At 63.3% G+C, this 23,493-nt stretch carries 24 protein-coding genes; 14 read left to right on the top strand and 10 right to left on the bottom strand.

Going from position 1 to position 23,493, the window contains the following annotated elements; translation table 11 throughout:
* The first annotated feature begins 25 nt into the window (after positions 1 to 25).
* The gene (locus AC0ZT5_RS09095; protein WP_477286701.1) at positions 26 to 313 is read left to right on the top strand and encodes a DUF3175 domain-containing protein; all 288 of its coding nucleotides are present in this window, start codon (positions 26 to 28) and stop codon (positions 311 to 313) included.
* Between the two features lie 18 nt (positions 314 to 331).
* Here AC0ZT5_RS09095 and AC0ZT5_RS09090 read toward each other — a convergent pair whose 3' ends face one another.
* Complete coding sequence (locus AC0ZT5_RS09090; RefSeq protein WP_477286699.1) at positions 332 to 1,108, bottom strand: FadR/GntR family transcriptional regulator; 777 nt, start codon at positions 1,106 to 1,108, stop codon at positions 332 to 334.
* 102 nt (positions 1,109 to 1,210) lie between these two features.
* Positions 1,211 to 2,107 (bottom strand): NAD-dependent epimerase/dehydratase family protein, encoded by an 897-nt coding sequence (locus tag AC0ZT5_RS09085; RefSeq protein ID WP_488496176.1) that lies wholly within the window; start codon positions 2,105 to 2,107, stop codon positions 1,211 to 1,213.
* A gap of 119 nt (positions 2,108 to 2,226) precedes the next feature.
* On the opposite strand from AC0ZT5_RS09085, the gene AC0ZT5_RS09080 reads away from it, so the two are divergent.
* Complete coding sequence (locus AC0ZT5_RS09080) at positions 2,227 to 3,165, top strand: NAD(P)-dependent oxidoreductase (RefSeq protein ID WP_488496175.1); 939 nt, start codon at positions 2,227 to 2,229, stop codon at positions 3,163 to 3,165.
* A gap of 62 nt (positions 3,166 to 3,227) precedes the next feature.
* On the opposite strand, the gene AC0ZT5_RS09075 is transcribed toward AC0ZT5_RS09080, so the two are convergent.
* Both AC0ZT5_RS09075 and AC0ZT5_RS09070 read right to left on the bottom strand, forming a co-directional pair.
* Positions 3,228 to 4,010 carry a FadR/GntR family transcriptional regulator gene (locus AC0ZT5_RS09075; RefSeq protein WP_488496174.1) on the bottom strand — a complete coding sequence of 261 codons (783 nt, stop codon included), beginning with the start codon at positions 4,008 to 4,010 and terminating at the stop codon, positions 3,228 to 3,230.
* A gap of 183 nt (positions 4,011 to 4,193) precedes the next feature.
* Positions 4,194 to 5,183: a sugar-binding protein gene (locus tag AC0ZT5_RS09070; RefSeq protein ID WP_488496173.1), complete on the bottom strand. Its 990-nt coding sequence runs from the start codon at positions 5,181 to 5,183 to the stop codon at positions 4,194 to 4,196.
* 469 nt (positions 5,184 to 5,652) lie between these two features.
* Here AC0ZT5_RS09070 and AC0ZT5_RS09065 point away from each other — a divergent pair, with 469 nt between their 5' ends.
* From AC0ZT5_RS09065 to AC0ZT5_RS09010, 12 genes are all read left to right on the top strand, one after another.
* Positions 5,653 to 6,393: an ATP-binding cassette domain-containing protein gene (locus tag AC0ZT5_RS09065; protein WP_095091448.1), complete on the top strand. Its 741-nt coding sequence runs from the start codon at positions 5,653 to 5,655 to the stop codon at positions 6,391 to 6,393.
* 35 nt (positions 6,394 to 6,428) lie between these two features.
* Positions 6,429 to 7,427, top strand: coding sequence for an ABC transporter permease (locus AC0ZT5_RS09060; protein WP_184875024.1), 999 nt, complete (start codon positions 6,429 to 6,431; stop codon positions 7,425 to 7,427).
* A gap of 87 nt (positions 7,428 to 7,514) precedes the next feature.
* Positions 7,515 to 8,282 (top strand): SDR family oxidoreductase, encoded by a 768-nt coding sequence (locus AC0ZT5_RS09055; RefSeq protein ID WP_488496172.1) that lies wholly within the window; start codon positions 7,515 to 7,517, stop codon positions 8,280 to 8,282.
* 185 nt (positions 8,283 to 8,467) lie between these two features.
* Positions 8,468 to 9,295, top strand: coding sequence for a helix-turn-helix domain-containing protein (locus tag AC0ZT5_RS09050; protein WP_488496171.1), 828 nt, complete (start codon positions 8,468 to 8,470; stop codon positions 9,293 to 9,295).
* Positions 9,296 to 9,432: 137 nt separating this feature from the next.
* Positions 9,433 to 9,876: an SRPBCC family protein gene (locus AC0ZT5_RS09045; protein ID WP_184875027.1), complete on the top strand. Its 444-nt coding sequence runs from the start codon at positions 9,433 to 9,435 to the stop codon at positions 9,874 to 9,876.
* A gap of 12 nt (positions 9,877 to 9,888) precedes the next feature.
* Positions 9,889 to 10,683 carry an FAD binding domain-containing protein gene (locus AC0ZT5_RS09040; protein ID WP_488496170.1) on the top strand — a complete coding sequence of 265 codons (795 nt, stop codon included), beginning with the start codon at positions 9,889 to 9,891 and terminating at the stop codon, positions 10,681 to 10,683.
* Positions 10,684 to 10,744: 61 nt separating this feature from the next.
* Positions 10,745 to 11,227 carry a (2Fe-2S)-binding protein gene (locus AC0ZT5_RS09035; RefSeq protein WP_488496169.1) on the top strand — a complete coding sequence of 161 codons (483 nt, stop codon included), beginning with the start codon at positions 10,745 to 10,747 and terminating at the stop codon, positions 11,225 to 11,227.
* Between the two features lie 11 nt (positions 11,228 to 11,238).
* Entirely contained in the window at positions 11,239 to 12,606 is a 1,368-nt protein-coding gene (locus AC0ZT5_RS09030) for a xanthine dehydrogenase family protein molybdopterin-binding subunit (RefSeq protein ID WP_488496168.1), read from the top strand.
* A 1-nt stretch (position 12,607) separates the two neighbouring features.
* Entirely contained in the window at positions 12,608 to 13,612 is a 1,005-nt protein-coding gene (locus tag AC0ZT5_RS09025; RefSeq protein WP_488496167.1) for a xanthine dehydrogenase family protein molybdopterin-binding subunit, read from the top strand.
* 9 nt (positions 13,613 to 13,621) lie between these two features.
* On the top strand, positions 13,622 to 14,503 hold the full coding sequence (locus AC0ZT5_RS09020; protein ID WP_488496439.1) for an AAA family ATPase: 882 nt from the start codon (positions 13,622 to 13,624) through the stop codon (positions 14,501 to 14,503).
* On the top strand, positions 14,500 to 15,642 hold the full coding sequence (locus AC0ZT5_RS09015) for a vWA domain-containing protein (RefSeq protein ID WP_488496166.1): 1,143 nt from the start codon (positions 14,500 to 14,502) through the stop codon (positions 15,640 to 15,642). Before AC0ZT5_RS09020 ends, AC0ZT5_RS09015 begins: the two co-directional genes overlap by 4 nt.
* Positions 15,642 to 16,529, top strand: a complete 888-nt coding sequence (locus AC0ZT5_RS09010) for an amidohydrolase family protein (RefSeq protein ID WP_488496165.1) — start codon at positions 15,642 to 15,644, stop codon at positions 16,527 to 16,529. The genes AC0ZT5_RS09015 and AC0ZT5_RS09010 overlap by 1 nt, the downstream gene beginning before the upstream one ends.
* 56 nt (positions 16,530 to 16,585) lie before the next feature.
* Here AC0ZT5_RS09010 and AC0ZT5_RS09005 read toward each other — a convergent pair whose 3' ends face one another.
* From AC0ZT5_RS09005 to AC0ZT5_RS08980, 6 genes are all read right to left on the bottom strand, one after another.
* Positions 16,586 to 17,116, bottom strand: a complete 531-nt coding sequence (locus tag AC0ZT5_RS09005) for a GNAT family N-acetyltransferase (RefSeq protein WP_488496164.1) — start codon at positions 17,114 to 17,116, stop codon at positions 16,586 to 16,588.
* Positions 17,117 to 17,146: 30 nt separating this feature from the next.
* Positions 17,147 to 17,554 (bottom strand): carboxymuconolactone decarboxylase family protein, encoded by a 408-nt coding sequence (locus AC0ZT5_RS09000; RefSeq protein ID WP_488496163.1) that lies wholly within the window; start codon positions 17,552 to 17,554, stop codon positions 17,147 to 17,149.
* A 155-nt stretch (positions 17,555 to 17,709) separates the two neighbouring features.
* A complete protein-coding gene (locus tag AC0ZT5_RS08995; protein ID WP_488496162.1) occupies positions 17,710 to 19,206 on the bottom strand; it encodes a sugar ABC transporter ATP-binding protein in 1,497 nt (498 codons plus the stop codon).
* A complete protein-coding gene (locus AC0ZT5_RS08990) occupies positions 19,206 to 20,261 on the bottom strand; it encodes an SMP-30/gluconolactonase/LRE family protein (RefSeq protein ID WP_488496161.1) in 1,056 nt (351 codons plus the stop codon). The genes AC0ZT5_RS08995 and AC0ZT5_RS08990 overlap by 1 nt, the downstream gene beginning before the upstream one ends.
* Positions 20,258 to 22,381 carry an ABC transporter permease gene (locus AC0ZT5_RS08985; protein WP_488496160.1) on the bottom strand — a complete coding sequence of 708 codons (2,124 nt, stop codon included), beginning with the start codon at positions 22,379 to 22,381 and terminating at the stop codon, positions 20,258 to 20,260. The genes AC0ZT5_RS08990 and AC0ZT5_RS08985 overlap by 4 nt, the downstream gene beginning before the upstream one ends.
* Positions 22,382 to 22,456: 75 nt before the next feature.
* The gene (locus tag AC0ZT5_RS08980) at positions 22,457 to 23,482 is read right to left on the bottom strand and encodes a sugar ABC transporter substrate-binding protein (RefSeq protein ID WP_488496159.1); all 1,026 of its coding nucleotides are present in this window, start codon (positions 23,480 to 23,482) and stop codon (positions 22,457 to 22,459) included.
* Positions 23,483 to 23,493 lie beyond the last annotated feature (11 nt).

Genomic DNA, 23,493 nt, shown 5'->3' with positions numbered 1-23,493 from the left:
AGCCACCCTGCAAAGGAGTCCTGCCATGACCGCGAAGAAGAAATGGTCGGCCGAGGTGACCGAGCACAGCGACGCTATGGATCTCGAGGACCACGTCTTTGAACCCGACGACGCCAGGAAGATCGCAGCCTCCCTCAAGCGATCCGCTGAACACAGCCACCGGCGCAAGGCCGAGCCGTTCCAGTCCGCCATGTCGATGCTGAACTTCTACATCAACCGCGCCGGCAAGAATCTGCCCGCTTCGCGCAGACAAGTGCTTGAGGACGCCAAAGACGAGTTGCGCGCCGCCTTCGGGCGAGAGAAAGAGGATTAGCCGCGACCCTTTGGGTGCCTAGCGCGAACGGATGACGCCGTCGGTGTTGGCCAACAACTTGCGCACCGCGTTGCGCGCCGCATCCGGCCGCTGCAGGCGGATGTTCTTCTCGATCGCCTCGTGCAGCTTCTGTGCGTGCTGCAAATCATCCAGCTCCCGCGTCGTATAAGCGAACAGGTGGTCGAACGCGGACTCGATGAGCACGCCGAGCGGCACCAAAAGGTCGTTGCCGGATGCGCGCAGGATCGCCAGGTGGAAACGCGTGTCGGCACGCGTGCGCTCCTGCAGGCTCGTCGCCTCGCCCATCTCGCGGCAGGCCTGGCTGATCTCGGCCATCTGCTCGTCGGTCCGCCGCATGGCGGCAAAGGCGGTCGCTTCCGGCTCGATGATATGGCGGAACTCCTGGACGGTCTTCAGGAACACCTCGCGATCCGGGGATGTCGCGTACCAGGCGAGCACGTCGCGATCGAGAAGGTTCCAGCGTTCCTTCGGCTCGACCCAGCTGCCGATCTTGGGGCGCGACGCCAACAGGCTCTTGGCCATCAGCATCTTGATCGCTTCGCGCACCGCCGAGCGGCTGACGCTGAAGGTTTCCGACCATTTCGCCTCATTGGGCAGGATGGTACCGGGCGGATAGTCGCCGCGCACGATCCTGAGACCAATCTCGCTGGCCAGCGAAGCATGGACGCTCGAGCCGGGGATGCGCGCCGCGTCAGGTCGGCGAACGCCTGCCGGGCGCTCGCCGGAGGCCGCTTTCGCTGGCGATTTTTCCTTGTTCGGCTTCGCGTCCCGCATAGGCTCCAGAAAGGCCGGATTGCAGGGGCTGTCAAGCGCGGCAAGCGGCTCAGACGGCAAAGCCGGCCGCTGTGCACAGATGAGCCCGATTGCTCCTGCGGATCAGGCCTGCTTGACGTATTTGCGCCAGCTGTGCTCCGGGCGGAAGCCGAGAATATCCCGCGCCTTGCGGTTCGACAGCAGCGTCTCGTATTCGCCCAGTTCGGCCTTGACCGGTACGCTGGGATAGAACCGCTTCAAGAGTTCGGCGGTCGGCAGGTCGGATGAGGTATCGTCATTGGCGGCGTTGAACACCTGATAGCCGAGCCCGTCCTTCTCGACGGCACGCAGCGTGATCTGGCCGAGGTCGCGCGCGTCGACATAGCTCCAGGCGATGCGCTTGCGGAAACCCGGGTCGGCGAACCATTTCGGAAACAGTGAATATTCATGTGGCTCGATGACGTTGCCGATGCGCAGCGCATAGATGTCGGTGCCGCTACGCAGCGCAAAGGCGCGCGCCGTCTTCTCGTTGACGACCTTGGACAGCGCGTAGCTGTCCATCGGATCGACGTCATAATCCTCGTCGAGCGGAAAATACTGGGGATCACGCGGCTCGTTGGCGAACACCAGCCCATAGGTCGTTTCGCTGGAGGCAATCACCACCTTGCGGATGCCGAGCTTCACCGCCGCCTCGATGACATTGTAGGTGCCGAGCGCATTGATGCGGAACACCTCGTTGTCGGTGGTGATCATGATGCGTGGGATGGCGGCAAAATGCACCACCGCATCGACCGGTTGGGCGCGCAGCGACGGGTCGAATTCGTGCAAACCCATATAACTCGACAGCGCGTTGAACACTTGTCCGCTGTCGGTGATGTCGGTGATCAGCGTGCGCACCTTGGGATTGTCGAGCGGCTTGGTGTCGATGTTGAGCACCTGGCAGCCCTGCTCCACCAGATACTGCACGACATGGCGTCCGGCCTTGCCGCTGCCGCCGGTGAACATGATCCGCTTCGTCATTTTGCTCTCCACATACGCTGGGATTTATGTGTATTGTCAGACAAAATCGCAATCCGCAACCACCCTCGCCTGCAAAACGGCAGCGCTGATCATCAATCATTGCAACAGGACTTGAAGACATGAACACGACTGCCGCGAGCGAAAAGATCGGCTTCATCGGCCTTGGCCTGATGGGGCACGGGATCGCCAAGAACATCGTCGACAAGGGCTACAGCCTGACATTTCTCGGCCGCAAGAACCGCAAGCCGGCGGAAGACCTGCTTGGCCGCGGTGCCGTGGAAGCATCGACCTCGCGCGACGTCGCGGCGGCATCGGACATCGTCTTCATCTGCGTCACCGGATCGCGCGAAGTCGAGGCCATCATTCGCGGCCCCGGCGGCCTCAAGGAGGGCTTGAAAAAGGGCGCGGTCGTCGTTGACTGCTCGACCTCCGATCCGGTCTCGACCATTGCACTCGCGGCCGAACTCAAGGCGCTCGGCATCGACTATGTCGATGCGCCACTGAGCCGCACGCCGAAGGAGGCCTGGGAAGGCACGCTCGACGCCATGGTCGGCGCGCCGGACGCGGTCTTCGCCCGGCTGAAGCCGGTGCTCGAAACCTGGGCCGGCCGCATCGTTCATATCGGCGACACTGGCGACGGCCACCGCATGAAGCTGCTCAACAACTTCATCTCGCTCGGCTATGCCGCGATCTATTCGGAGGCGCTGGCGCTGGCGCAGAAGGTCGGCATCTCGCCGCCGCGCTTCGACAGCGTCATCCGCAACGGCCGCATGGATTGCGGCTTCTACCAGACCTTCATGCGCTGGACGCTGGAGGGCGACCGCGACGCCCACAAATTCTCCATCGCCAACGCCTTCAAGGACCTGACCTATCTGGAATCGATGGCCGGCGCGGCCGGCATCGCCAACCCGCTCGGCAACGCCACCAAGAACTCTTTCGCCGGCGCCTTCGCCACCGGCCCGGCCGAGCAATTCGTGCCGATGCTGGCAACCCATATCGGCAAGGTCAACGGCGTCGACCTGATGCCATCGAAGGATGGCAAGAAACAGACGATTTGAGGGAGAAGCGGTCCGCGCAGCGGACGGAAAGCCAACTAAGGGCCGGCGTCACTGCCGCACTATCACCGCCGTGACCGCCCGATCCCTTCATCGGTGTTCTCAAGCAGTTTTTGCACGGCGTTGCGCGCGGCTGTCGGACGCCGCAGGCGGATGTTCTTCTCGATCGCCTCATGCAGCTTCTGCGCATGCCGCTGATCACCAACCCTCTGCGTCGTGAAGTCGAAGAGATGGTCGAGTGCCGATTCGATCAGCACGCCGAGCGGCACCAGCAGATCGTTGCCGGAGGCGCGCAGGATGGCGAGATGAAAACGCGTGTCGGCGCGGATACGCTCCTGCAGGCTCAAGGCATCGCCCATCTCGCGGCAGGCCTGGCTGATCTCGGCCATCTGCTCGTCGCTGCGCCGCATGGCGGCAAAGGCCGACGCTTCCGGCTCGATGATATGGCGAAACTCCTGCACGGTGCGCAGGAAAGCCTCGCGGTCTGGCGCCGTCGCGTACCAGGCCAGCACGTCGCGGTCGAGCAGGTTCCAGCGCTCTTTCGGCTCGACCCAGCTGCCGATCTTGGGGCGCGAGGCCAGAAGGCTCTTGGCCATCAGCATCTTGATGGCTTCGCGCACCGCCGAACGGCTGACATTGAAGATTTCGGCCCATTTGGCCTCGTTTGGCAGGATGGTGCCGGGCAGATAATCGCCGCGCACGATCCTGAGGCCAATCTCGCTGGCCAGCGAGACATGAACGCTCGCTCCCGAAAAGTGTGCAGAGCCAGCCCTGCGCATGACAACCGGACGGAGGCTGTCTTGTGCCTTGGCCCGGTCGGTTCGCTTCTTTGACTTCTTGTCCGGCATCCACGTTCCAATGCGTCGGCCGTCTGTCGTCCGGACTGGTCCGAACCCGCACGGCGCGCCGATCTCGTTGCCGAAAAATCCAGACCATGGACGCGTCAAAGCCGGAGCCTGTCGCCCCAACCGCAGCATCCCGTTCAGGAATCGACGGGGGGCGCCCGTTACCGAGCGCCCCAAATCAAGAACCTACTTCTGGATGCAGGTGTCGACGGTGTCCTTGGTGCATTCGTCGAGACCGGTAAACACCGGATCGGCGACGGCCTTGCCTTCGATCAGGTCGATCATGACCGATGGTGCCTTGTAGCCCATTTCGAACGGCCGCTGGCCGACCAGTGCGGTGACCAGGCCGTCACGAGCAATCGCCACCTCGTCGCCGATCGTGTCGGCTGCGCCGATGACGAAGTCGTTGCTGGCGATGCGGTCCTTGAGCGGCCCGAACAGATCGCGATAGGGCTGCGGCGCACCGAACAGCGGCCAGCCGCCCATGATGCCGAACGCGTCGAGCTTGGGGTTGGCGGCGAGGATATCGGTCATCGCCTGAACGCCCTTGGCGCCATCGTCATTGGTGAAAACCGGGCAGCCGGCGACTTCGGTCCAGCCGCCTTCTCCGGCGAGCGCCGCGAGGCCTTCCTTGCCCGACAGTGCGTCACGCATACCTTGCGCGCGGCGCAGAATGTTGTCGGCCGCAGGATTGCCCTCGATGGTGCAGATCGTGCCGCCATTCGGCTTGCCCTTCTTGATATACTCGCCGATCTTCTTGCCCATCAAATAGTTGTCGGTGCCGAGATAGGTCTTGCGCAGCGCCACGTCTTCCTTGCTGAGGTCGGCATCGACCGTCATGATCGGGATCGTCGGATTGGCGGTCTTGATGGTCTGCGCGATCAGCGGCGCGTTGGATGGCGAAATCGCCATCGCCACGGTGTCGGCCTTGCTCAACATGTCCTGGACGATCTGCGCCTCGCCGGCCTCGTCCGAGGTCGAAGCAGGGCCGGTGTAGAAGCATTCATATTCCGAGCTGGCGTTTTCCTTGTTCCATTTCTCGCAACCCTGGTGGATGGCTTCGAAGAACGGATTGTCGAGACCTTTCACGACAATGACGAGCTGTTTCTTGGCCAAAGCCGGCCCGGCGCCAAGCGCCATCATGGCGGCGGCGGCAAGCAAAAGTGATTTCCTCATATCAGTCCTCCCTTGAAACAGACGGACACGGCGTGCCCGCCACACAGATCGACCGGACGCGTGATGACCGAGGTTCGTTTCGCGAGCTCTCGTGTCGCCAAGACAGATCGATAAGCATTTCCAGATGCGGCCTTAGACCGGCTCAACACACGGGGTGCAGCCGGAACCTCGACCGATAAACCTCCACCGATTCCACCCGGCGAACCGCAGGCAGGGATCGGCATAATCTCCTCCGACGCTTAGCTAATATCGGCTCGCCGCCAACGTCAATGCTATTTGTCCTACAAAACGGATTTTTAGAATAATCCAACCTTAATTCGTCCGACAATTGATTGACGCGCGTCGGCTTTTGCGTAAAAGAACGCTAACGCTGTTTCCGGGAGGAGCTGGGGAGAGCGGGCCAAAGCAGGGCCGGCATTCACGCCGGGAACAGCAGCAGGTCGCAAAGCACGGGGAGGCAAGAAGGCTGGTGGCGGTTCTCGAACTCACCAACATATCGAAGCATTTCGGCGCCATCCAGGCGGTCAACGATGTGTCGTTGTCGATCGAGCCCGGCCAGGTTGTCGGCCTGATGGGCGACAATGGCGCCGGCAAGTCGACGCTGGTCAAGATGATCGCCGGCAATTTCCGCCCGAGCCACGGCACCATGCAGATGGACGGCAAGGATTTGATCCTGCACAAGCCGGTCGAGGCCCGCCAGCACGGCATCGAGATCGTCCATCAGGATCTGGCACTCTGCAACAATCTGACGGCAGCGGCGAATGTCTATCTCGGCCGTGAATTGCGCCGCGGCGTCGGCCCCTTCCGCATTCTCGACTACGCTTCTATGTACAAGCGCGCCGGCCAGATCTTCGCGGAGCTCAAATCCGAGACCCGCCCGCGAGACCTCGTCAAGCAGATGTCGGGTGGCCAGCGCCAGGCGGTGGCGATCGCCCGCACCATGCTGTCGCAAGCCAAGATCGTGCTGATGGACGAGCCAACGGCGGCGATCTCGGTGCGGCAGGTCGCCGAGGTGCTCAACCTGATCCGCCATTTGCGCGACCAGGGTATTGCCGTCGTGCTGATCAGCCACCGCATGCCCGACGTCTTCACCGTCGCCGACCGCGTCATCGTCATGCGGCGTGGCCGCAAGGTCGCCGACAAGACGATCGCGTCCAGCTCGCCCGAAGAAGTCACCGGGCTGATCACTGGTGCGATCGAACAGGTTTGATTTCAGCGCGTTCCACCGGCAGATAAAGGTCGATAATGGCAGTCACCCTTGATCAGACGATCGCACAGAAACAGCACACCTTGCTGTCGAAAATGTTTGCCAGCCAGACCTTCTGGGTAGTGATCGCGGTCATCCTCGCCTGCCTGTTCCTGTCGTTTGCCACCGACGCCTTCGCCACGCAGAAGAACCTCTACAACATCACCCGCAACATCACCTTCGTCGCCATCATCGCGCTCGGCATGACCTTCGTCATCATCACCGGCGGCATCGACCTTTCGGTCGGTTCGGTGCTGTGCCTGTCGTCGATGGTGCTGGCCGTCACCATGCATGCCGGCTACTCGATCGAGATCGGCATCCTGGCCTCTATCGCCACCGCGCTTGCCATCGGCGCCTTCAACGGCATTCTGATCGCCTATCTCGGCTTTCCGCCGTTCGTGGTGACGCTCGGCATGTTGTCGATCGCCCGCAGCCTGGCCATGGTCGCCTCCAACAACACCGTCGTCTTCCAGTTCGGACCGGACCACAACAAGCTGCTGGCGCTGGGCGGCGGCGCCTGGGTGTTCGGCATCGCCAACCCAGTGCTTTACATGATCCTTTTAGCGCTGATCACCGGCTTCGTCCTGCGCTGGACCAAGTTCGGCCGGCACATCTTCGCCATCGGCGGCAACGAGCATGCTGCGACGCTGACCGGCGTTCCGGTGCGCCAGATCAAGGTCGCCGTCTACATGATTTCGGCGCTGTCGGCCGGCATTGCCGGTATCATCCAGACCGGGTGGCTGGGTGCCGTCACCACCAATCTAGGCACCGGCATGGAGCTTCAGGTCATCGCCGCCACCGTCATCGGCGGCGCCAACCTTGCCGGCGGTGTTGGCACCGCCTTCGGCGCCATCGTCGGCGCGGCGCTCATCGAGGTGATCCGCAACAGTCTCGGCCTGCTCGGCATCAATGCGTTCTGGCAGGGCGTGTTCATCGGCGGCGCCATCCTGCTGGCGGTCCTCTTCGACCGCATCCGCAATTTCCGCCGCAACGACTAGGACCATGATCCCGAAAAGTGGAAACCGGCTTTTCGGACAAACGGAAACCGTTTGTCCAGAGATCATGGTCGAACACAAGAAAGACTGATGGCAAACTCGCTGTTCAGCCTTGAGGGCCGGCTGGCGCTGGTAACCGGCTCTGGCCAGGGCATAGGTTTTGCCCTGGCGCGTGGCCTGGCCGAACATGGCGCCAGCGTGGTGCTGAACGGCCGCGATGCCGCCAGGATCGGCGGCGCCGTCGAAAAGCTGCGCGATGCCGGCTTCAAGGCGCACGCCTCGACCTTCGACGTCACCGATTTTCAAGCGGTCAATGCGGACATCGCCCGCATCGAAGCAGAGATCGGCGCCATCGATATCCTCATCAACAATGCCGGCGTGCAGTTTCGCGCCCCGCTCGAGGATTTTCCCGAGGAGCAATGGGAGCGGCTGTTCAAGACCAATGTGTCGGGCGCCTTCCATGCCGGCAAGGCGGTTGCCCGCCACATGATCGCGCGCGGCACGGGCAAGATCATCAACATCGGCTCGGTGCAGAGCGAACTGGCCCGGCCGAACATCGCGCCGTACACCGCAACCAAGGGCGCGATCAGGAACCTGACCAGGGGCATGTGCGCCGACTGGGCGAAACACGGCCTGCAGATCAACGCGATCGCGCCCGGCTACTTCCGCACCGAGATGAACCAGGCGCTGGTCGACAATCCCGAATTTTCCGCCTGGCTGGAGAAGCGCACGCCTGCCGGGCGCTGGGGCAATGTCGACGAACTGATCGGCGCCGCCGTGTTCCTCGCCTCCGACGCATCGTCCTTCGTCAACGGCCATACGCTCTATGTCGACGGCGGCATGACGGCTTCGGTTTGAGGCACCAACTCCGGCGAGGCCCCCAACCGCTATTCGGTTCACTACCTATCGCTCAGTCTGAAAATCCACCGGCATCGGCCGTCATCCACCCCCGCCACAGGCCCACGTCTTGACGCGGCCCCGAACTCCGCCGCACAATCCCCCCGCAGGCGAAGGGAGGCCAGTCGTCTGCGGGAGGAATACCCATGACGGAAGCGATCAGGCTCTACTGGGGCCGGTTCGGACATGTTTCTGTCCTGAATGTCGCAAGCGACTTCGTCACCCATGCCCATGTCGAAGCACATTTGATCATCTGGCTGGAAGGCACGGCCGGCGAGATGACCATCGGCCGCGAGACGGTTCGGCTTGGACCGCACACCGCCGCCGGCATCAACTCCTTCCAGCCGCACAGCCATGTCCTGTCGCGGAACGGGACGCCGGGCCTGTTCCTCGCCTTCTACATCGATCCCGACTGGGCGCGGCGGCGCCGCGACCTGCCTTCGTCCGCACCGCTGTTCTCGCAGGCCGCAATCACGCTGGAACCCTGGCTGCACCAGGCCGCCGCCAGTCTGCTCGATCACCTCATAGACAATGAAAGCGTCGACGATGTCGCCAATTACGAGATCGAGCGTTTCATCGACAGCGTCCTCGATGCCGCGGATGCGTCGGCGCCGCAGGAAGCGCGCGTCCGCATAAACACCATGCAGGATTTCCGCGTCCGCAAGGCAATCCAGCTGATGAAGGCCAATGTCTGCGAGCGCATCTGTTTCGACGACGTGGCGCGCGCGGTCGGCCTGTCACGGCCCCACTTCTTCGCCCTGTTCAAGGAACAGACCAATCTGACGCCCAATGTCTACTGGAACACGCTGCGCATGGAGGAAGCGGTGCGGCAATTGCAGTGGTCGCAGGAGCCACTGATTTCGGTCGCCTGCAATCTCGGCTTTACCACGCAGGGCAATTTCTCGCGCTTCTTCCGCGACCATGTCGGCGTGCCGCCGACACTCTACCGCGAAGCGGCGCGGATGATCGCCTGAGCCAACCGGCTGCCACCTTTTTCAGACTCCCACCGTTTTTCAGACTCCTTGATACGGGCTCAAGACGCATTGATAAGCGTCTTTGACTTGGCCGCCCTACCCTTGCCCGACTGCCGCATCTGCAAGGGAACATCCATATGGCGAACGTCACCATCTCCAGCGTCATCGACGCACCGGTCGAACAGGTCTGGGCGCGCATTCGCGACTTCAACGGCCTGCCAGGCTGGCACCCGCGCATGGTGGAAAGCCATATCGAGGACGGCAAGGACGCGTCGACGATCGGCTGCGTGCGCAATTTCCAGCTCGCCAGTGGCGCCCGCATTCGCGAAAAGCTGCTCGACTTCTCCGACAACAATTTCCTCGTCAGCTACTCGATCCTGGAGACGCCGCAGCCGCTCACCAACCACAAGGCGACGCTGCAGTTGCGACGCGTGACTGATGGCGACCGAACCTATGCCGAATGGACCGCCAGCTTCGACGCAGCGCCCGAGGAAGCGGGCAAGCTGGCCGAGGGCATGGGCGCCAATGTCTTCCAGGGCGGCTTCAATGCCCTGAAGAGCCATTTCGCCGGCCAGAGCTGAGGGAGCCCGGCTATGGCGCTAGCACTGCAGACTTTTGTGACAGTGAAGGAGGCCAACGCGGCGCTGAAATCCCAGGGCACCCGCTATCTCGGTGGCGGCACGCTGGTCGTGCGCGCCGCCAATGAAGGCGATGTTTCGGTCTCCAGCCTGGTCCGTTCGACCGATCCAGCCTTGTCATCCATCGCAGTCACCGACGGCAAGGTCCGCATCGGCGCTTCGGTGACCATGGCGACGATCGCCCGCCATCCGGACCTCGGCTTCCTTGCCAAGGCCGCGCGCGCCGTCGGCGGCCCAGCGGTCCGCAACATGGCGACCGTTGGTGGCAATCTGTTCGCACCGGCGCCTTATGGCGACTTCGCCGTTGCCTTGCTGGCGCTCGATGCCACGGTTGGCACCAATGACGGCGAAACGCCGATAGAAACCTTCCTGGCCGGGCGCGACAGCAACCGCGCCATCGTCACTTCGGTCGCTTTCGCGCTTCCGAAGGCAGACGGCTTGCGCTTCCTGAAAGTGTCGCGGGTCAAGCCGAAGGGCGTCTCGGTGCTCAGCATCGCCGCCGTGCTTGAACTGGCCGGCGACGGCGCCGTGTCCTCGGCGCGGATCGCGCTCGGCTGCATGGCAGACCGGCCGATGCGCGCCAAGGCGGCGGAAAAAGCATTGATCGGCCAAAGCCTGACCAAGGACGGCATCGCCCCTGCGCTCGCCGTGGGCAGCGAAGGCACCTCGCCAATCACCGATCCGATCGCCAGCGCCTGGTATCGCAACGAAGTGCTGCCGGTCCATCTCGGCCGGCTGCTGCTGACCTGAAAACACCCGTTGGGGGGCGCGCGTCTGTCCGATCAATCGGGCAGGCGCGCAAGGAGGAAACATGGCAAAGGTTCCGGTCCAGTTCACGCTCAACGGTTCTGAAAAGGCCGAATTCATCGACAGCGGCACGACGCTGCTCCGGGCACTGCGCGACAAGATCGGCGACACCTCGCCGAAAGGCGGTTGCCATCAAGGCACCTGCGGCGCCTGTTCGGTCATCATAGACGGCGAGCTCCGGCTGTCATGCCTGACGCTGGCCGAGACCTGCAATGGTGCTGCCATCACGACGACATCGGCGCTTTCGGAGGGTGGCGTCCTGCACCCGCTGCAGCACGCCTTCCTTGACACCTTCGCCACGCAATGCGGCTTCTGCACGCCGGGCATGATCATGGCCGCCAAGGTGCTGCTCGACCATACACCCAATCCCAGCCGCGACGACGTGGTCGAGGCGCTGTCGGGCAACATCTGCCGTTGTACCGGCTACGAGCCGATCATCCAGGCGGTGCTGCGTGCAGCCCGCGCCAATTCGCAGAACGCGGCCTGAGGGAAGCAAACATGGAACTGCGCAAGAGCTACTTCGCCGATGTCCGCAAGGATGATCTGCACGAGATCGGCCAGCCCCGGCCGCGCTCGGATTCACCCGGTCATGTCGCCGGCAAGACCGCTTTTTTCGCCGACCGCAGTTTCCCCGGCATGCTGCACCTGAAGATGGTGCGCAGCCCGCATCATCACGCCCGCATCCGCTCGATCGACACCTCGGAGGCGGAAAAGCATCCAGGCGTGGTGAAAATCCTCACCGCCAAGGACGTGCCGCACAATGTCTACACCATCCTGATCCTGATCCAGATTGGACCGGAGGACGAGACGGTGCTGGCCGACGGCAAAGTGCGCTGGAAGGGCGAGGCCGTGGTCGCGGTGCTGGCCGAAACCGAGCGCGCCGCGCAAGAAGCCGCCGCCAAGGTTAAGGTCGACTATGAAGTGCTGCCGGCCGTCTTCGACATGGAGGAAGCGCTGAAGCCCGGCGCCCCGCTGGTCAACGAGTACCACGGCCAGAATTATTATCTCTATGACAGCGGCGAATGCCGCAAGGTGCGTTTCGGCGATGTCGAGGCAGGCTTCGCGGGCGCGGACCACGTCCTCGAGCAGAGCTACCAGTCCTCGCCGATCGAGCATGCGCCGACCGAGACCACCGGCTGCGTGGTGGCGCCCGAAGGCAATGACCGCTTCACCTGCTACACCAACACGCAAGCGATGTTCTTCACCCTCGACAACGCCTCGATCATCCTGCAGATGCCCGGCAACAAATTGCATTTCGTCGGCGGCACCGTCGGCGGCGGATTCGGCGGCAAGGTCGACGTCATCGTCGAGCCGATCGCCATTCTCGGCGCCAAGCTCACCGGCCGTCCGGTTTCCTTCATCTACAGCCGCGAGGAGGAGATGCAGATCTCCTCGCCGCGCGCCGCCGAAAAGGTGGTCATCAAGGACGGCGTCATGAAGGACGGCCGCATCGTCGCGCGCAAGGTCACCGGCTATACCGACGCCGGCGCCTATTCGCGCCATTCGCCCTACGGCGCGCAGAAGGGCGCTGGCCACTATCCCGGCCCCTACACCATCCCCAATGTCTGGATCGATACTTACTGCGTCTACACCAACCGCACGCCCTCCTCCGCCATGCGCGGCTTCGGCGTCACCATTGGCGACTTCGCGCTTGAGGTGCAGATGGACAAGCTGGCGCGGCTGATCAGCATGGATCCGCTCGAATTCCGCTTCATCAACGCCTATCGTGACGGCGACATGAAGGCGCATCGCCAGCCGACCGAGGGTGCGGCGCTGATCGAGTGCATGCAGGAAGCTTCGCGCGCGGCCAACTGGCCTGTGGCGGAAAAATTCATGGCGATGTCGTCCTACGTGAAGGGAGCTTGAGATGGCGATCAGGCGCGGACGCGGCGTTGCCGCCATCAACTATCCAACCGGCATGAACCTTGGTGGCGACCCGACCCAGGCCCTGGTGCATTCGACGCCGACCGGCAATTTCATGGTCACGCTGTCATCGGTCGATCTCGGCCAGGGCATGAAACAGATCATGGCGCAGATTTGCGCCGAGACCATCGGCGTGCCGACCGACCGCGTCGTCGTCGACACCGCCGACACCGACACCGGCCCGCACTGCATGGGCACCTTCGCCTCGCGCGGCACCCACCGCGCCGGCAACGCCGTCATCCAGGCCGCCAGGGAAGCCCGCCAGGTGATGCTGGAAGTGGCCGCAGAGGAGCTGGAAGTGAACGCCTCCGACCTCGAGACCGATGGACAGGGCAACATCCTGGTCAAGGGCGCGCCGCAAAAGTCGATCTCGATCTTCGATGTCGCGCTGTCGGCGCATTTCAAGCGCGGCCGCTCGATCTCCGGCCGCGGCATGTTCCTGATCCCGCGCTCCTATCCCGAGAAAGAGACCGGCGCGATGAAGCCGTCGACCTGCTATGCGCATGCCTGCACCGTGGCCGAGGTCGAGGTCGATGACGAGACCGGCGAGGTCACCGTGCTGACGGTGAAGAACATTTTTGAGATCGGCCGTGCGCTGAACCCGAAAATGGTCGAGCAGCAGCTGGTCGGCGGCTCATGGATGGGCATCAGCCATGCGCTTTACGAGACGACCGAGCCCTACTATCCCAACCGCGACCATGGCGGCACCGACTTCAACCAATATCTGATGCCCGGCCCCGGCGATCTTGCCGAGACCGAGATCATCGTGCTGGAGCGGCCGTCGGCCGACGGGCCTTATGGCGCCAAGGGGCCGGGCGAAATGTGCGCCAACCCGCAGATACCAGCGCTTGCCAATGCCGTGTTCGACGCCGTCGGCGTGCGCATCGACACGCTGCCGATCACGCCAGAGCGCATCCTGCGCGCGCTCAGGGCGCAAGCGGCGAACTGAGTGATCGAAATGCCCGAGGTGAACGCCGAGACATCAGCGACCTCGCCGGAGGCAATGGCGCAACACCTGGCCGCCTCGCGCTATCTGGCCGATGACAGCCTGGCAACCGCCATCTTCCTGGCCATCCGGCTGGGCAAGCCGCTGCTGCTCGAAGGCGCGCCGGGCGTCGGCAAGACGGAAGCGGCCAAGGCGATAGCGCTGTTGCTCGGCCGCGATCTCGTGCGGCTGCAATGCTACGAGGGCATCGACGCCGCACACGCGCTCTACGAATGGAACTACCAGCGCCAGTTGCTCGCCATCCGCCACGCCGGCGAGCACGAGATCGACATCTATGACGACCGTTTCCTGATCGCCCGGCCGCTGCTGCAGGTGCTGAAGGCGCCGGAGCGACGCGTACTACTGGTCGACGAGATCGACCGTTCGGATCATGAATTCGAGGCGTTGCTTCTGGAATTCCTCTCCGATTTCCAGATCAGCATTCCCGAGCGCGGCACCATCCGCGCCACAGCCCAGCCGATCGTCATCCTCACCTCGAACCGCACCCGCGAACTCGCCGAGGCGCTGCGCCGACGCTGCGTCTACCACTGGATCGGCTATCCCGACGCCGAGCGCGAGGCCGCCATCATCATGCTGCGCGCTGGCGATGTGGCGCAAGACACCGCACGCGCAGTGGCGGCAGCCGTACAGAGCATCCGTGCCCGCCCGCTGGCCAAGCCGCCCGGAATTGCCGAGGCGGTCGAATGGGCCAACGCCGCGACCATTCTGGAAAAGGGTGGCAGCCCGTGGCCCGAAGCCTTCCGCCGATCGATCGGCGTACTGATCAAGGACGAAGAAGACCTGACCTGCATCGCGCCGGAGCTTGGCCGGATTGTCGAGGAGGCCCTGGCGTGAGCACGGAGCGCCTACCAGCCTTGCCCCGCGCGGCCACGCCGTTCCTCGGCTTCGGCCGGCTGCTGCGCCGTTACGGCTTTGCCGTCGCGCCGGAGCAGGTGTCGGGCTTCATGCAGGCCGTGACATTGCTCGGGCCGCGTTCGATGGCCGACATCCGCGAAGCGGCCCTTGCCACGCTGGCACCGCCGCCCGACCGCCGCGACGAATTCGAGGCGCATTTCCAGAACCATTTCTACGGCAACGCGTCCGCCGTGCTCGAAGGCGATGCCGACGAGGAAACCCGCATCAAGGACGATGGTGGCGCGAGCCAGGAAGAGATCGAGGTGATCAGCCGGCAGGAAGGCGGCGAGTTGTCCTCCGGCGCCGAACAACTGAGCACGCGCGATTTTCAGCGCGACGACGACAGGCTGGCCGCTTTCCGCCGCAAGCTGTCGTCGGCCTTGCCTGCCCGTCGCTCTTTCCGCACCGTGCGCACCCACTCGCGCGGCAAGCTCGACTTGCGCCGGTCGCTCAGAGAAATCGTCAGCGCCGATGGCGACGTACCCTCGCCGCTGCTCCGCCGCAGGCAGACCGTGCCGCGCAAGCTGCTGATCCTGATCGACGTCTCCGGCTCGATGAAGCTGCACACATCCGACTATCTCAGGCTGGCCCATGCCGCCGTGCAGGGCGCGGACCGCGCTGAAATATTCACTTTCGGCACCCGGCTCACCCGCATCACCGCCGCACTTCGCATTCGCGACCGCGACCAGGCGCTGGCCCGCGCGGCAGCCCAGGTCGACGACTGGGACGGCGGCACCCGCATGGGGCCGACGCTGCTCGCTTTCCTGTCGGTGCCACGCTTCTCCGCTTTCGCACGCGGTGCTGCGGTCGTCATCCTCTCCGATGCGCTGGAGCGCGGCGACCATGCCGAACTGGAGACAGCGATGCGCCGGCTGAGCGCGCGTGCCTTCCGATTGTCTCTTGCAACGCCGCTGGCCGGCGATCCGCGCTTCTGGCCGGCGACGGCCGCACTGCGCGCCATCCTGCCAATGCTCGACGATCTCATCGACGGCTCGTCGCTCAAGGGCCTCACCGATTTCATCCTGTCGCTCGCCCGTCCAGCACCGGCGGCGGCGACAATCTGGAAGAAGGTTTCGTGATGCGGAAAGCAATCGATGCGCATTTCCACATCTGGCGCCAGCAGGACCAGCCCTGGCTGGTCGGGCCGATGGTGCCGCGCATCTTCGGCCCGTACGAGCCGATCCGCCGCGACTACCCGATCGCGGAATTCTTGGCCGACCAGAAGGGTGCCGGTGTCGAAAAGGCCGTCTATGTCCAGACCAACTGGGCCAAGGAGGATTTCGAGAAGGAGGTCGCCTTCCTGCAGAAAACTGCCGATGAGACCGGCTGGCCGCACGCCATCGTCGGCTATACCGAGATGACCGTGGACGATATCAGGCCGCAGATCGACCGGTTGAAAAAATATCCGCTGCTGCGCGGCGTGCGCATGCAACTGCACTGGCACGAGACGCCGGCCTTCCGCTTTGCCACTTCGGCCGATCAGGTCATCGACCCCAAGGTGCGGGCGAATGTGGCGCGACTCAGGGATTATGGCCTCTCTTTCGACCTTCAGCTCTTTCCCGCCCAGATGAAGGACGGGCTGACGCTGGTCGGCGAGAACCCCGAGACCAATTTCATCCTCACCCATGCCGGCATGCTCACCGGCATGGAGCCTGAAATCACGGAAGCCTGGAAGGCTGGCTTGCGCACGCTGTCGGCAGCGCCAAACGTCTACGCCAAGCTGTCCGGCCTCGGCACCTTCGTCCATCGCAACGACCCGGCGCTGATCGCCTATATCGTCGACAATGCGATCGACATCCTGGGCGCGGACCACCTGATGTTCGGCTCGAACTTCCCGATCGAGAAACTGTGGACCAGCCACGCCGAGCTGTTCAAGGCGCATCGCACTGCGGTGTCAAAGCATGGCGCGAAAGCTGAGGCGGATATTTTCTGGAACACGGCCGAGAGGGTTTATCGGCCGGCATAGCGCTCGCCTTCCCTTCTCATTTCATGAAGGTGGCCGAGTGCATGTGTTGGATCTGCTCACAACGGCCGGCCTAAAATCTGGACCATATGCCGTTTTGCCCCAATGCTGACTGGCCCCGCGGTCCGCACCAGCTCGAAGCCTTGCCCCTGCCAAAACCGAAGAGCCCGCTCATTCTCTGCGATCACACCAAGTTCCACCCGCTTGACGTTCTGGGATTTCAGCCACCTGAAAAAGTCGTCGCACAGTGCTCGCCCCAACCCTCTTCCGCGAAGTGTTTTGTCGATCATGAACAACGCGATCCACCAACACTCCACTCGCGGATAATTGCGGTCGCAGGCCAGCAAGCCTACAAATTCACCATCGATCGCCTTCACCCCGAATATGAACTTATCGGCTTCCGTCCGGTTCGGTGGAAAGGTCTCAAATTCCTCCTTTGCAGTGGCAGCGTTGGGCGGCTCGCCTCGTTCCAGCACGACATAGTCAGAGCAGCCCTGATACAGCGGCACCAGTCGGGGAGCGTCAATTCCAATCAGGCCTTCAATCTCGTAACCAGAGAGCGACGTTGGAAATCTGGTGCTTTTGTTCATGAAAATTCCAGCCCCGGAAAGCAGCCGCCCTCACTTCACCTCGAACTGCGGATCGACCGGGATCTGCATCGCCGTGACCAGATGATTGGTCTGCCCGGCCAGCCCGATGATCGACACCAGTTCGCTATGCTGCACGTCTGTCATGCCTTTCGCACGAGCGGCGGCCGTGTGCGAGTGGACGCAGTAGGAGCATCCATTGGCGGTCGACACCGCGATATAGATCATCTCCTTGGTCAATGGGTCGATGGCGCTGTCAGCGACCATCACCACCTTCAACTGCTCCCAGATCCGCTTCAACGCCGGTGGATCATTGGCCAGCCCGCGCCAGAAATTGTTGACGAAATCGGATTTGCGCGTCGCACGGATGTCGTCGAACACCGCCTTCACAGCCGGGATCTTCTCCACCTCGGCATCGCTCAGAAGTTTCGTGGTGGCCATGGCTGGTCCTTTCGTTTGAATCGTCTTGTGAATTAAATCAGGTCTTGAGCAATCGCAGCCAATCCATTTGCCCGATTCACTTTTTAGCGGCGGCGTGGCGATCCAGGTCAGGAAGCCCAAGAAAGTCGCCATTTGCAGGCTGGCCTCACCTGAATCTAGTGAACCGCCGCGTACATGATCTTTTCCTCGGTTGCCTCCGCCGGCGAAAACTCTTCGACGATGCGGCCTTGCCGGCAGACCAGGATGCGGTCCGACAGGTTCATGATCTCCGGCAGGTAGGAGGAAATCACGACGACAGCGAGGCCATCATCGGCCAGCCGGTTGATGATCTGGTGGATCTCGGCGATCGCGCCGACATCGACGCCGCGCGTCGGCTCGTCGAAGATGACGATGCGGGGCCGCTGCACCAGCCCCTTGCCGATCACCACCTTCTGCTGGTTGCCGCCGGACAGCTCGACGACGCGTGCATTGTCGTTGATCGCCTTGATGTTCAGCGTCTTCGTCCATTCTGCTGACAATGCCCGCATCTCCTGCTGGTTGATCACCCAGGCCTTTTCGCGGCCCGCCGCCAGCAGCCCACCGAACAGGTTTTCGGCAATGCCCATTGTTTCGAAGATGCCCTCGCTCTTGCGGTCCTCGGTGACATAGACGATGCCGTCGGCCACCGCCTCGCTCGGCACGAGATAGCGCACCGGCTTGTCGTCGAGTTCGATCGCCCCGCCACGCAGGAAATCGCGCTTGTAGATGCCGGAGACGATCTTGAACGTCTCGGTGCGGCCAGACCCGATCAGCCCGAACACGCCGGTGATCTGGCCCTCGAAGATCGAGAAGGAGTTGTTGCGCACGACATTGCTCATCGAAATGTCCTGCACCGACAGCGCCTTCTTGCCGGCCTTGCGCAGTTTCGCTTCGTCGCGCTGGCGGTAGATCTGTCCCGACAGTGTTCGCCCGACCATGGCGGCGACGATCCGGTCGCGGTCGAAGGCGGACGTGTCGTCGGTGATGACCAGCTCGCCGTCGCGCAAGATTGTGATGCGGTCGGCGATATCAAGCGCCTCTTCCAGCGCATGGCTGATGAAGACGATCGACACGCCATTCGCCTTCAGCCGCCGGATCAGCGCGAAGAAATGCCGTTTCTCCTCCGGCGTCAGCGTCGCCGTCGGCTCGTCGAAGATGATGACCTCGGCATTGTGATGTACCGCGCGCGCGATCTCGACCATCTGCCGCTTGGCGGCACCCAGCATCGCCACCATCGCGTTCGGGTCGACGGGAAAGTTGAGGGACTGCAGGAATTGCTGCGCCGAAATGTAGGTGCCGCGCAGCCGGTTGAGGAATTTTTCGGTGCCGAGATAGAGGTTCTGCGCCACCGTCATCGACGGCACCAGGCTGGTCTCCTGGAACACCATGGCAATGCCGGCTTCGAGCGCCGCATGAGGCGAGGCGTAGGCGATTTCGGCGCCCTTATGGAACATCCTGCCAGAGGTGGCGTCGACCACCCCGGCGACGATCTTGGTCAGCGTCGACTTACCCGCACCGTTCTCGCCGAGCAGCGCGTGGATCTCGCCCTTACGCAGGTCGAAGCTGACGTTTTTCACCGCGGGCACGCCGCGATAAGTCTTGGTGACGTTTTCCAGGCGGACGATCGGTTCCATCAAAACCCTCCCGACGCGAGGTCGACGGACAACACGCAGTCGCCGCCCCTCGAGGCGATGAACAGAAGGCCGGCCCTTTCGGCGACGCTGCAAATGCCGTGGCGCGTGCCGTTGGCGCGGCTGTGCAGGCTGAATTGCGGCTGCAGCTTCTGATCGAGCCTGACCACCAGCCCGTAGGAGCGGCTTGGCGACCAAGGCTTGTGGATGCCCATGGTGCGGATGCCGCCGCATTGCAGCGGTTCGAGGAAGCTGCGGCTGGAAGCCAGCGCCGGCGCGATCCAGTAGGCCGGCGGCACCTGCTCGATCATGTCCTGCCGGTAGTGCGTTTCCTGCAGCACGAGTTCGATCAACCGGTTGCGCGGCGCAAACAAGGTCAGCCACGCCCCGCCATCGGCGGTCGGCGACAGCCGTGCGGGATAGCCGGGCAGATGCGCCAGCACCGTCGAGCGGTTGCCGGTCGCGCCGTCGAAGCGGACGAGCTGGTGGCGCCAGCTTTCGCTGACCAGCACATCCCGCCCTATGGGATGGAGCCCATAGGGAAAGGCGATCCCGCCGGCCACCTTGCGGAAGTCACCGCCCGCCGCGTCCCGCTTCCACAGCGAACCAGACGCACCCTTCTTCATCAGGTCGGCGGCCCATAGCGACGGCGCGTGTTCAGCCGAACCATTGGCCAGCCACAGCGTGCCGTCGTCTGCATAGGCAAGTGCGGTGATGCAGCCGATCCCGGCCGGCAGCGAAATCTCCTTGCCGGCAATCAACAGCCTACCGCTCTCCAACCCGACCGTCAGTTCGCCCGATGGCGACAGCGCCAACGCCGTAACCGGAGATGGAAAGGTCTCGACCAAGGTTGGCACGGCGCCGGCAGCAATAGCGTGTATGGCATTGCCGCTGGAGGCCAACAGCCTGTCGCTGGAAATCAGCAGATTGTCCGGCTCGGTCAGCTCAGCGACCGCCGGCGCGTCGTCCAGCCGCGTGTTGGGACGGAAGGCGCCGTCGAGCGGCGGAATGGTCACTGCCTTGCCGCGAAACAGGTCAAGCACCGGATCGAGGATCATGACTTCGCTCCCCAATAGGAAGCGGGGCTGGTCCAGTTCGGGTCGGCACCTGATATCTTGTAGCGGCCGATGCGGTTGTTGAGGATGCCGCCGACGAACAGATGTCCCTTGTGCTCGCGCATCGAGGTGACCATCGGGTGTGCGCCGCCGGTGAGGTCGCCCATCGCCTCGACGATGCCGCCCTTTTCATTGAACTTCACCACGCCGCCGGTGTTGATGTTGGGGAACAGCCATTCATCCTGCGGCAGTCGGCGCGTCATGCGCTTGCGCATGTCGGGGTGGCGCAGCGACAGGTCGAAGCTCGGCGTGCGCATGCCGAGCCACGCCATCCAGTAATTGCCGTCGGATGCGCGGTTGATGTTGTCGGGATAACCCGGCATGTCGCGGATGACGCATTCGGCGGTGCCCGCCCTTGGCCCGTCCAGCCAATAGCGGTGCACGCGGCAGGCCCAGCTTTCGGCGAAGAACAGCGACTTGCCGTCATGCGCCATGCACACACCGTTGGTGTAGCGATAACCGTCGAGCAGCGTCTTCGTCGAGCCGTCCTTCGGATCGTAGACCAGCAGCCGGCCGGTGGCGCGGTTCTCGATCGAGTCCAGCGCCCAGTCATGCGCGTCGTAGCGCTTGGTCGAGTCGGTGAAGTAGATGCGGCCATCGGGTGCTATGTCGCAGTCATTGGGATCGCGCAGCCGCGCATCGTCGACGATCGAGGTCCAGGAGCGCGACGTCTCGGCCGACAAGCGTTTCACCTCGCGATCCGGTGAGACCGAATAGAGCCCCATGGCGCCGACGCAGCTGATCAGATTGCCTGATCTGTCGAAGGCAAGTCCAAGCGGAAAGCCACCAATGTGGGCAAACACTTCCGACCTGACATAGTCCGGCGCAAAGAAACGGACGATCTCGCCATGGCGGGTACCGCAATAGAGATGGTCGGCGCGGTCGAGGATGACGTCTTCCGGCCCTTCAAGTTCGCCGAGCCCGATATGGTCGGCGACCGAGAGCCTGTTGTCGAGTTCGTAGGGCGTGCCCGAACCGGGCGCAGCCGACTGGGTTGCGCCCATCATGAGATAGACCGGCGCGACATAGACCTCGTTCAGCACCTTGTGGCGGTTCTTCAGCCAGCGAATGTCGATGGTCACCGCCACTGCCAGCATGATGCCCAAGACCATCTGGTTGGTGCCGGTGCCGTAACCCAGCCGGATCAGGCCGTTGGTCATGGTCAAGACGATGATGGCGCCCATCAGGCCCTTGATCACCGAGCCACGGCCGCCACCGAGGCTGACGCCGCCGACCACCGCCGCCGTCAGCGCCATGATCTCGAGGTTCAGACCCGTGCCTGGCCCTGCCCCGCTCAGGCGGCAAGCGATGAGGAAGCCACCGATCGAGGCGCAGAAGCCGGAGAAGACATAGGTCATGAACACGGTGCGGCGCACGCGGATGCCGGCATTATGCGCCGAGCGCCTGGAGCCGCCGACCGCCAGCACATGCCAGCCCGGCCGCGAACGGGTCAACGCGATGTGGGTGACGATCGCCAGGATGATCGCCAGCCAGACCGAGACCGACAGGCCCCAGAAGGTGCTGTCGCCGATGAAGTCGAGCACGTCGGAGGTAGCCGTCGAGAGCTGCACGTCGGCGGCATAGGTGGTGACGAGGATGTCGAACAGTGCCCGCCCGAAGATGAAAGTGACCAGCGTGGTGAGAAAGGCGCGCAGTCTGAGGTAGCCGACGAGATAGCCGTTGATGGCGCCGAAGACGAGGCCCGTGGCGAGCGAGGCGGCCAGCGCCAACCATATCGACTGTTCGAGGATGAAGAAGACATAGACGGCGGAAAAACAGGACAGCGCGAAGATCGAGCCGACTGACAGGTCTATGCCGCCGCCCAGCATCACCACCGTCATGCCGGTGACCACCATCGAGAACTCGCCGAGCTGGCGGGTTGATTCCTGCAGCGAGGTCAGCTTGAAGAAGCCCGGAATGATCGAGCCGAAAGTCGCCAATGTCACCACCAGCGCCAGGAACGGAATGGCGTTGTCAGTCCAGCGTTTGGTCAGGATCTCGCCGACGAGATGATCGGGCACGAGATTGTAGCGCCAAGACTGGAGGCGTTCGCGAAAGGACATCAGGTCACTGTTGCAAGAGAAAGAGGCGGCCGGACAATCCGGCCACCTCGTTGATTGGTGTAGGTGAGGATCGGCTTATTTCGCAGCCGCTTCGGCCTGGAGCGCCTTCAGGTCCCAGCAGCTGTCGGGTTTGAGGTCCGCCTTGGTCGTCGCCTTCTCCAGCGTGTAGATATAGGTGTGCGAGGTGCCGGCAGGCTGGCCACTCTGCAGCAGGAACTTGATGATGGCGTTCATGTCGCCCGACTGGCGGGCAAGCTCGGTCATCACCACGGCGCCATAGGTGCCGTCCTGCAGCTTGTCGCAATCGGCGGTCTTCTCGCCGCCGCCGGTGGTGACCAGGAATACCTTGCCATCGAGCTTGGCGTCGCGGATCGCGGCCGAAGCGCCGGTGGCGTCACCATCCCAGAAGTCGATGATCGAGCAGATATCGGGGTTCTGCTGCAGCATCGTCGTCGTCACGTTGCGCGAGGTCGTCGCATCCCAGTTGGAGTCGGGCTTGGCCACCACCTTGAAGTCGGGATGCTTGTCCAGAACCTTCATGATGCCGGCATACTGATAAAGGCTGGACGAGTTCGCCTGGTCGCCCTGCACCAGGCCGATCTTCTTCGACGAGTTTTCGCCGCAGCCCTTGATCGCTGCTTCGGCCTCGAGCTGGCCGAGCCGGTCCCAGTCGCTGCCGACAAAGGCATCGGCCGGGAAGTTGGCCGGATTGTCGACCAGAAGCACATAGGTGCCGGCCGCCTGCGCCTTCTTCATCAGCTTGGAATAGGAGTTGAGGTCCGGCGCGTGGATGATCAGCACGTCCGGCCGGGTGTCCGACGAGATGGCGTCGGTGATTGCCTGCGCGCCGGCATCGACGACCCAGTTCGGATCGCGCGTCTCGAACACGCCGCCCCAGGCTTCGACTTCGGTCTTCAGATAATGCGCCCATCCTTGCGCCAGGTCGAAGCCCATCGCCAGCGGCACCAGCATGACGCGCTTGCCCTTCAGCGACTGCGCATAGGCGGCCGGGCCCGGATCGTCGGCCGCAAAGGTAGGCGCCACGAAGGCGGTAACGGCAAGCGCCGTTGCGGCGGCCATGAGTGTTCTGATCAGTTTCATGTCACATCCTT

Source organism: Mesorhizobium sp. CNPSo 4670 (genome assembly GCF_057784235.1).
The sequence above is the reverse complement of the archived record's forward strand: the minus strand, read 5'-3'. Positions and strand labels throughout refer to the sequence as shown.

Coding starts and splice junctions, on each gene's coding strand:
- AC0ZT5_RS09055 (WP_488496172.1), top strand. CDS start 7,515: ATGGCAAACTCGCTGTTCAGCCTTGAGGGCCGGCTGGCGCTGGTAACC.
- AC0ZT5_RS09010 (WP_488496165.1), top strand. CDS start 15,642: ATGCGGAAAGCAATCGATGCGCATTTCCACATCTGGCGCCAGCAGGAC.
- AC0ZT5_RS09095 (WP_477286701.1), top strand. CDS start 26: ATGACCGCGAAGAAGAAATGGTCGGCCGAGGTGACCGAGCACAGCGAC.
- AC0ZT5_RS09075 (WP_488496174.1), bottom strand. CDS start 4,010: ATGCCGGACAAGAAGTCAAAGAAGCGAACCGACCGGGCCAAGGCACAA.
- AC0ZT5_RS08985 (WP_488496160.1), bottom strand. CDS start 22,381: ATGTCCTTTCGCGAACGCCTCCAGTCTTGGCGCTACAATCTCGTGCCC.
- AC0ZT5_RS09085 (WP_488496176.1), bottom strand. CDS start 2,107: ATGACGAAGCGGATCATGTTCACCGGCGGCAGCGGCAAGGCCGGACGC.
- AC0ZT5_RS09025 (WP_488496167.1), top strand. CDS start 12,608: ATGGCGATCAGGCGCGGACGCGGCGTTGCCGCCATCAACTATCCAACC.
- AC0ZT5_RS09080 (WP_488496175.1), top strand. CDS start 2,227: ATGAACACGACTGCCGCGAGCGAAAAGATCGGCTTCATCGGCCTTGGC.
- AC0ZT5_RS09070 (WP_488496173.1), bottom strand. CDS start 5,183: ATGAGGAAATCACTTTTGCTTGCCGCCGCCGCCATGATGGCGCTTGGC.
- AC0ZT5_RS08980 (WP_488496159.1), bottom strand. CDS start 23,482: ATGAAACTGATCAGAACACTCATGGCCGCCGCAACGGCGCTTGCCGTT.
- AC0ZT5_RS09000 (WP_488496163.1), bottom strand. CDS start 17,554: ATGGCCACCACGAAACTTCTGAGCGATGCCGAGGTGGAGAAGATCCCG.
- AC0ZT5_RS09040 (WP_488496170.1), top strand. CDS start 9,889: ATGGCGCTAGCACTGCAGACTTTTGTGACAGTGAAGGAGGCCAACGCG.
- AC0ZT5_RS09045 (WP_184875027.1), top strand. CDS start 9,433: ATGGCGAACGTCACCATCTCCAGCGTCATCGACGCACCGGTCGAACAG.
- AC0ZT5_RS08995 (WP_488496162.1), bottom strand. CDS start 19,206: ATGGAACCGATCGTCCGCCTGGAAAACGTCACCAAGACTTATCGCGGC.
- AC0ZT5_RS09035 (WP_488496169.1), top strand. CDS start 10,745: ATGGCAAAGGTTCCGGTCCAGTTCACGCTCAACGGTTCTGAAAAGGCC.
- AC0ZT5_RS09060 (WP_184875024.1), top strand. CDS start 6,429: ATGGCAGTCACCCTTGATCAGACGATCGCACAGAAACAGCACACCTTG.
- AC0ZT5_RS09050 (WP_488496171.1), top strand. CDS start 8,468: ATGACGGAAGCGATCAGGCTCTACTGGGGCCGGTTCGGACATGTTTCT.
- AC0ZT5_RS09005 (WP_488496164.1), bottom strand. CDS start 17,116: ATGAACAAAAGCACCAGATTTCCAACGTCGCTCTCTGGTTACGAGATT.
- AC0ZT5_RS09030 (WP_488496168.1), top strand. CDS start 11,239: ATGGAACTGCGCAAGAGCTACTTCGCCGATGTCCGCAAGGATGATCTG.
- AC0ZT5_RS09090 (WP_477286699.1), bottom strand. CDS start 1,108: ATGCGGGACGCGAAGCCGAACAAGGAAAAATCGCCAGCGAAAGCGGCC.
- AC0ZT5_RS08990 (WP_488496161.1), bottom strand. CDS start 20,261: ATGATCCTCGATCCGGTGCTTGACCTGTTTCGCGGCAAGGCAGTGACC.
- AC0ZT5_RS09020 (WP_488496439.1), top strand. CDS start 13,622: ATGCCCGAGGTGAACGCCGAGACATCAGCGACCTCGCCGGAGGCAATG.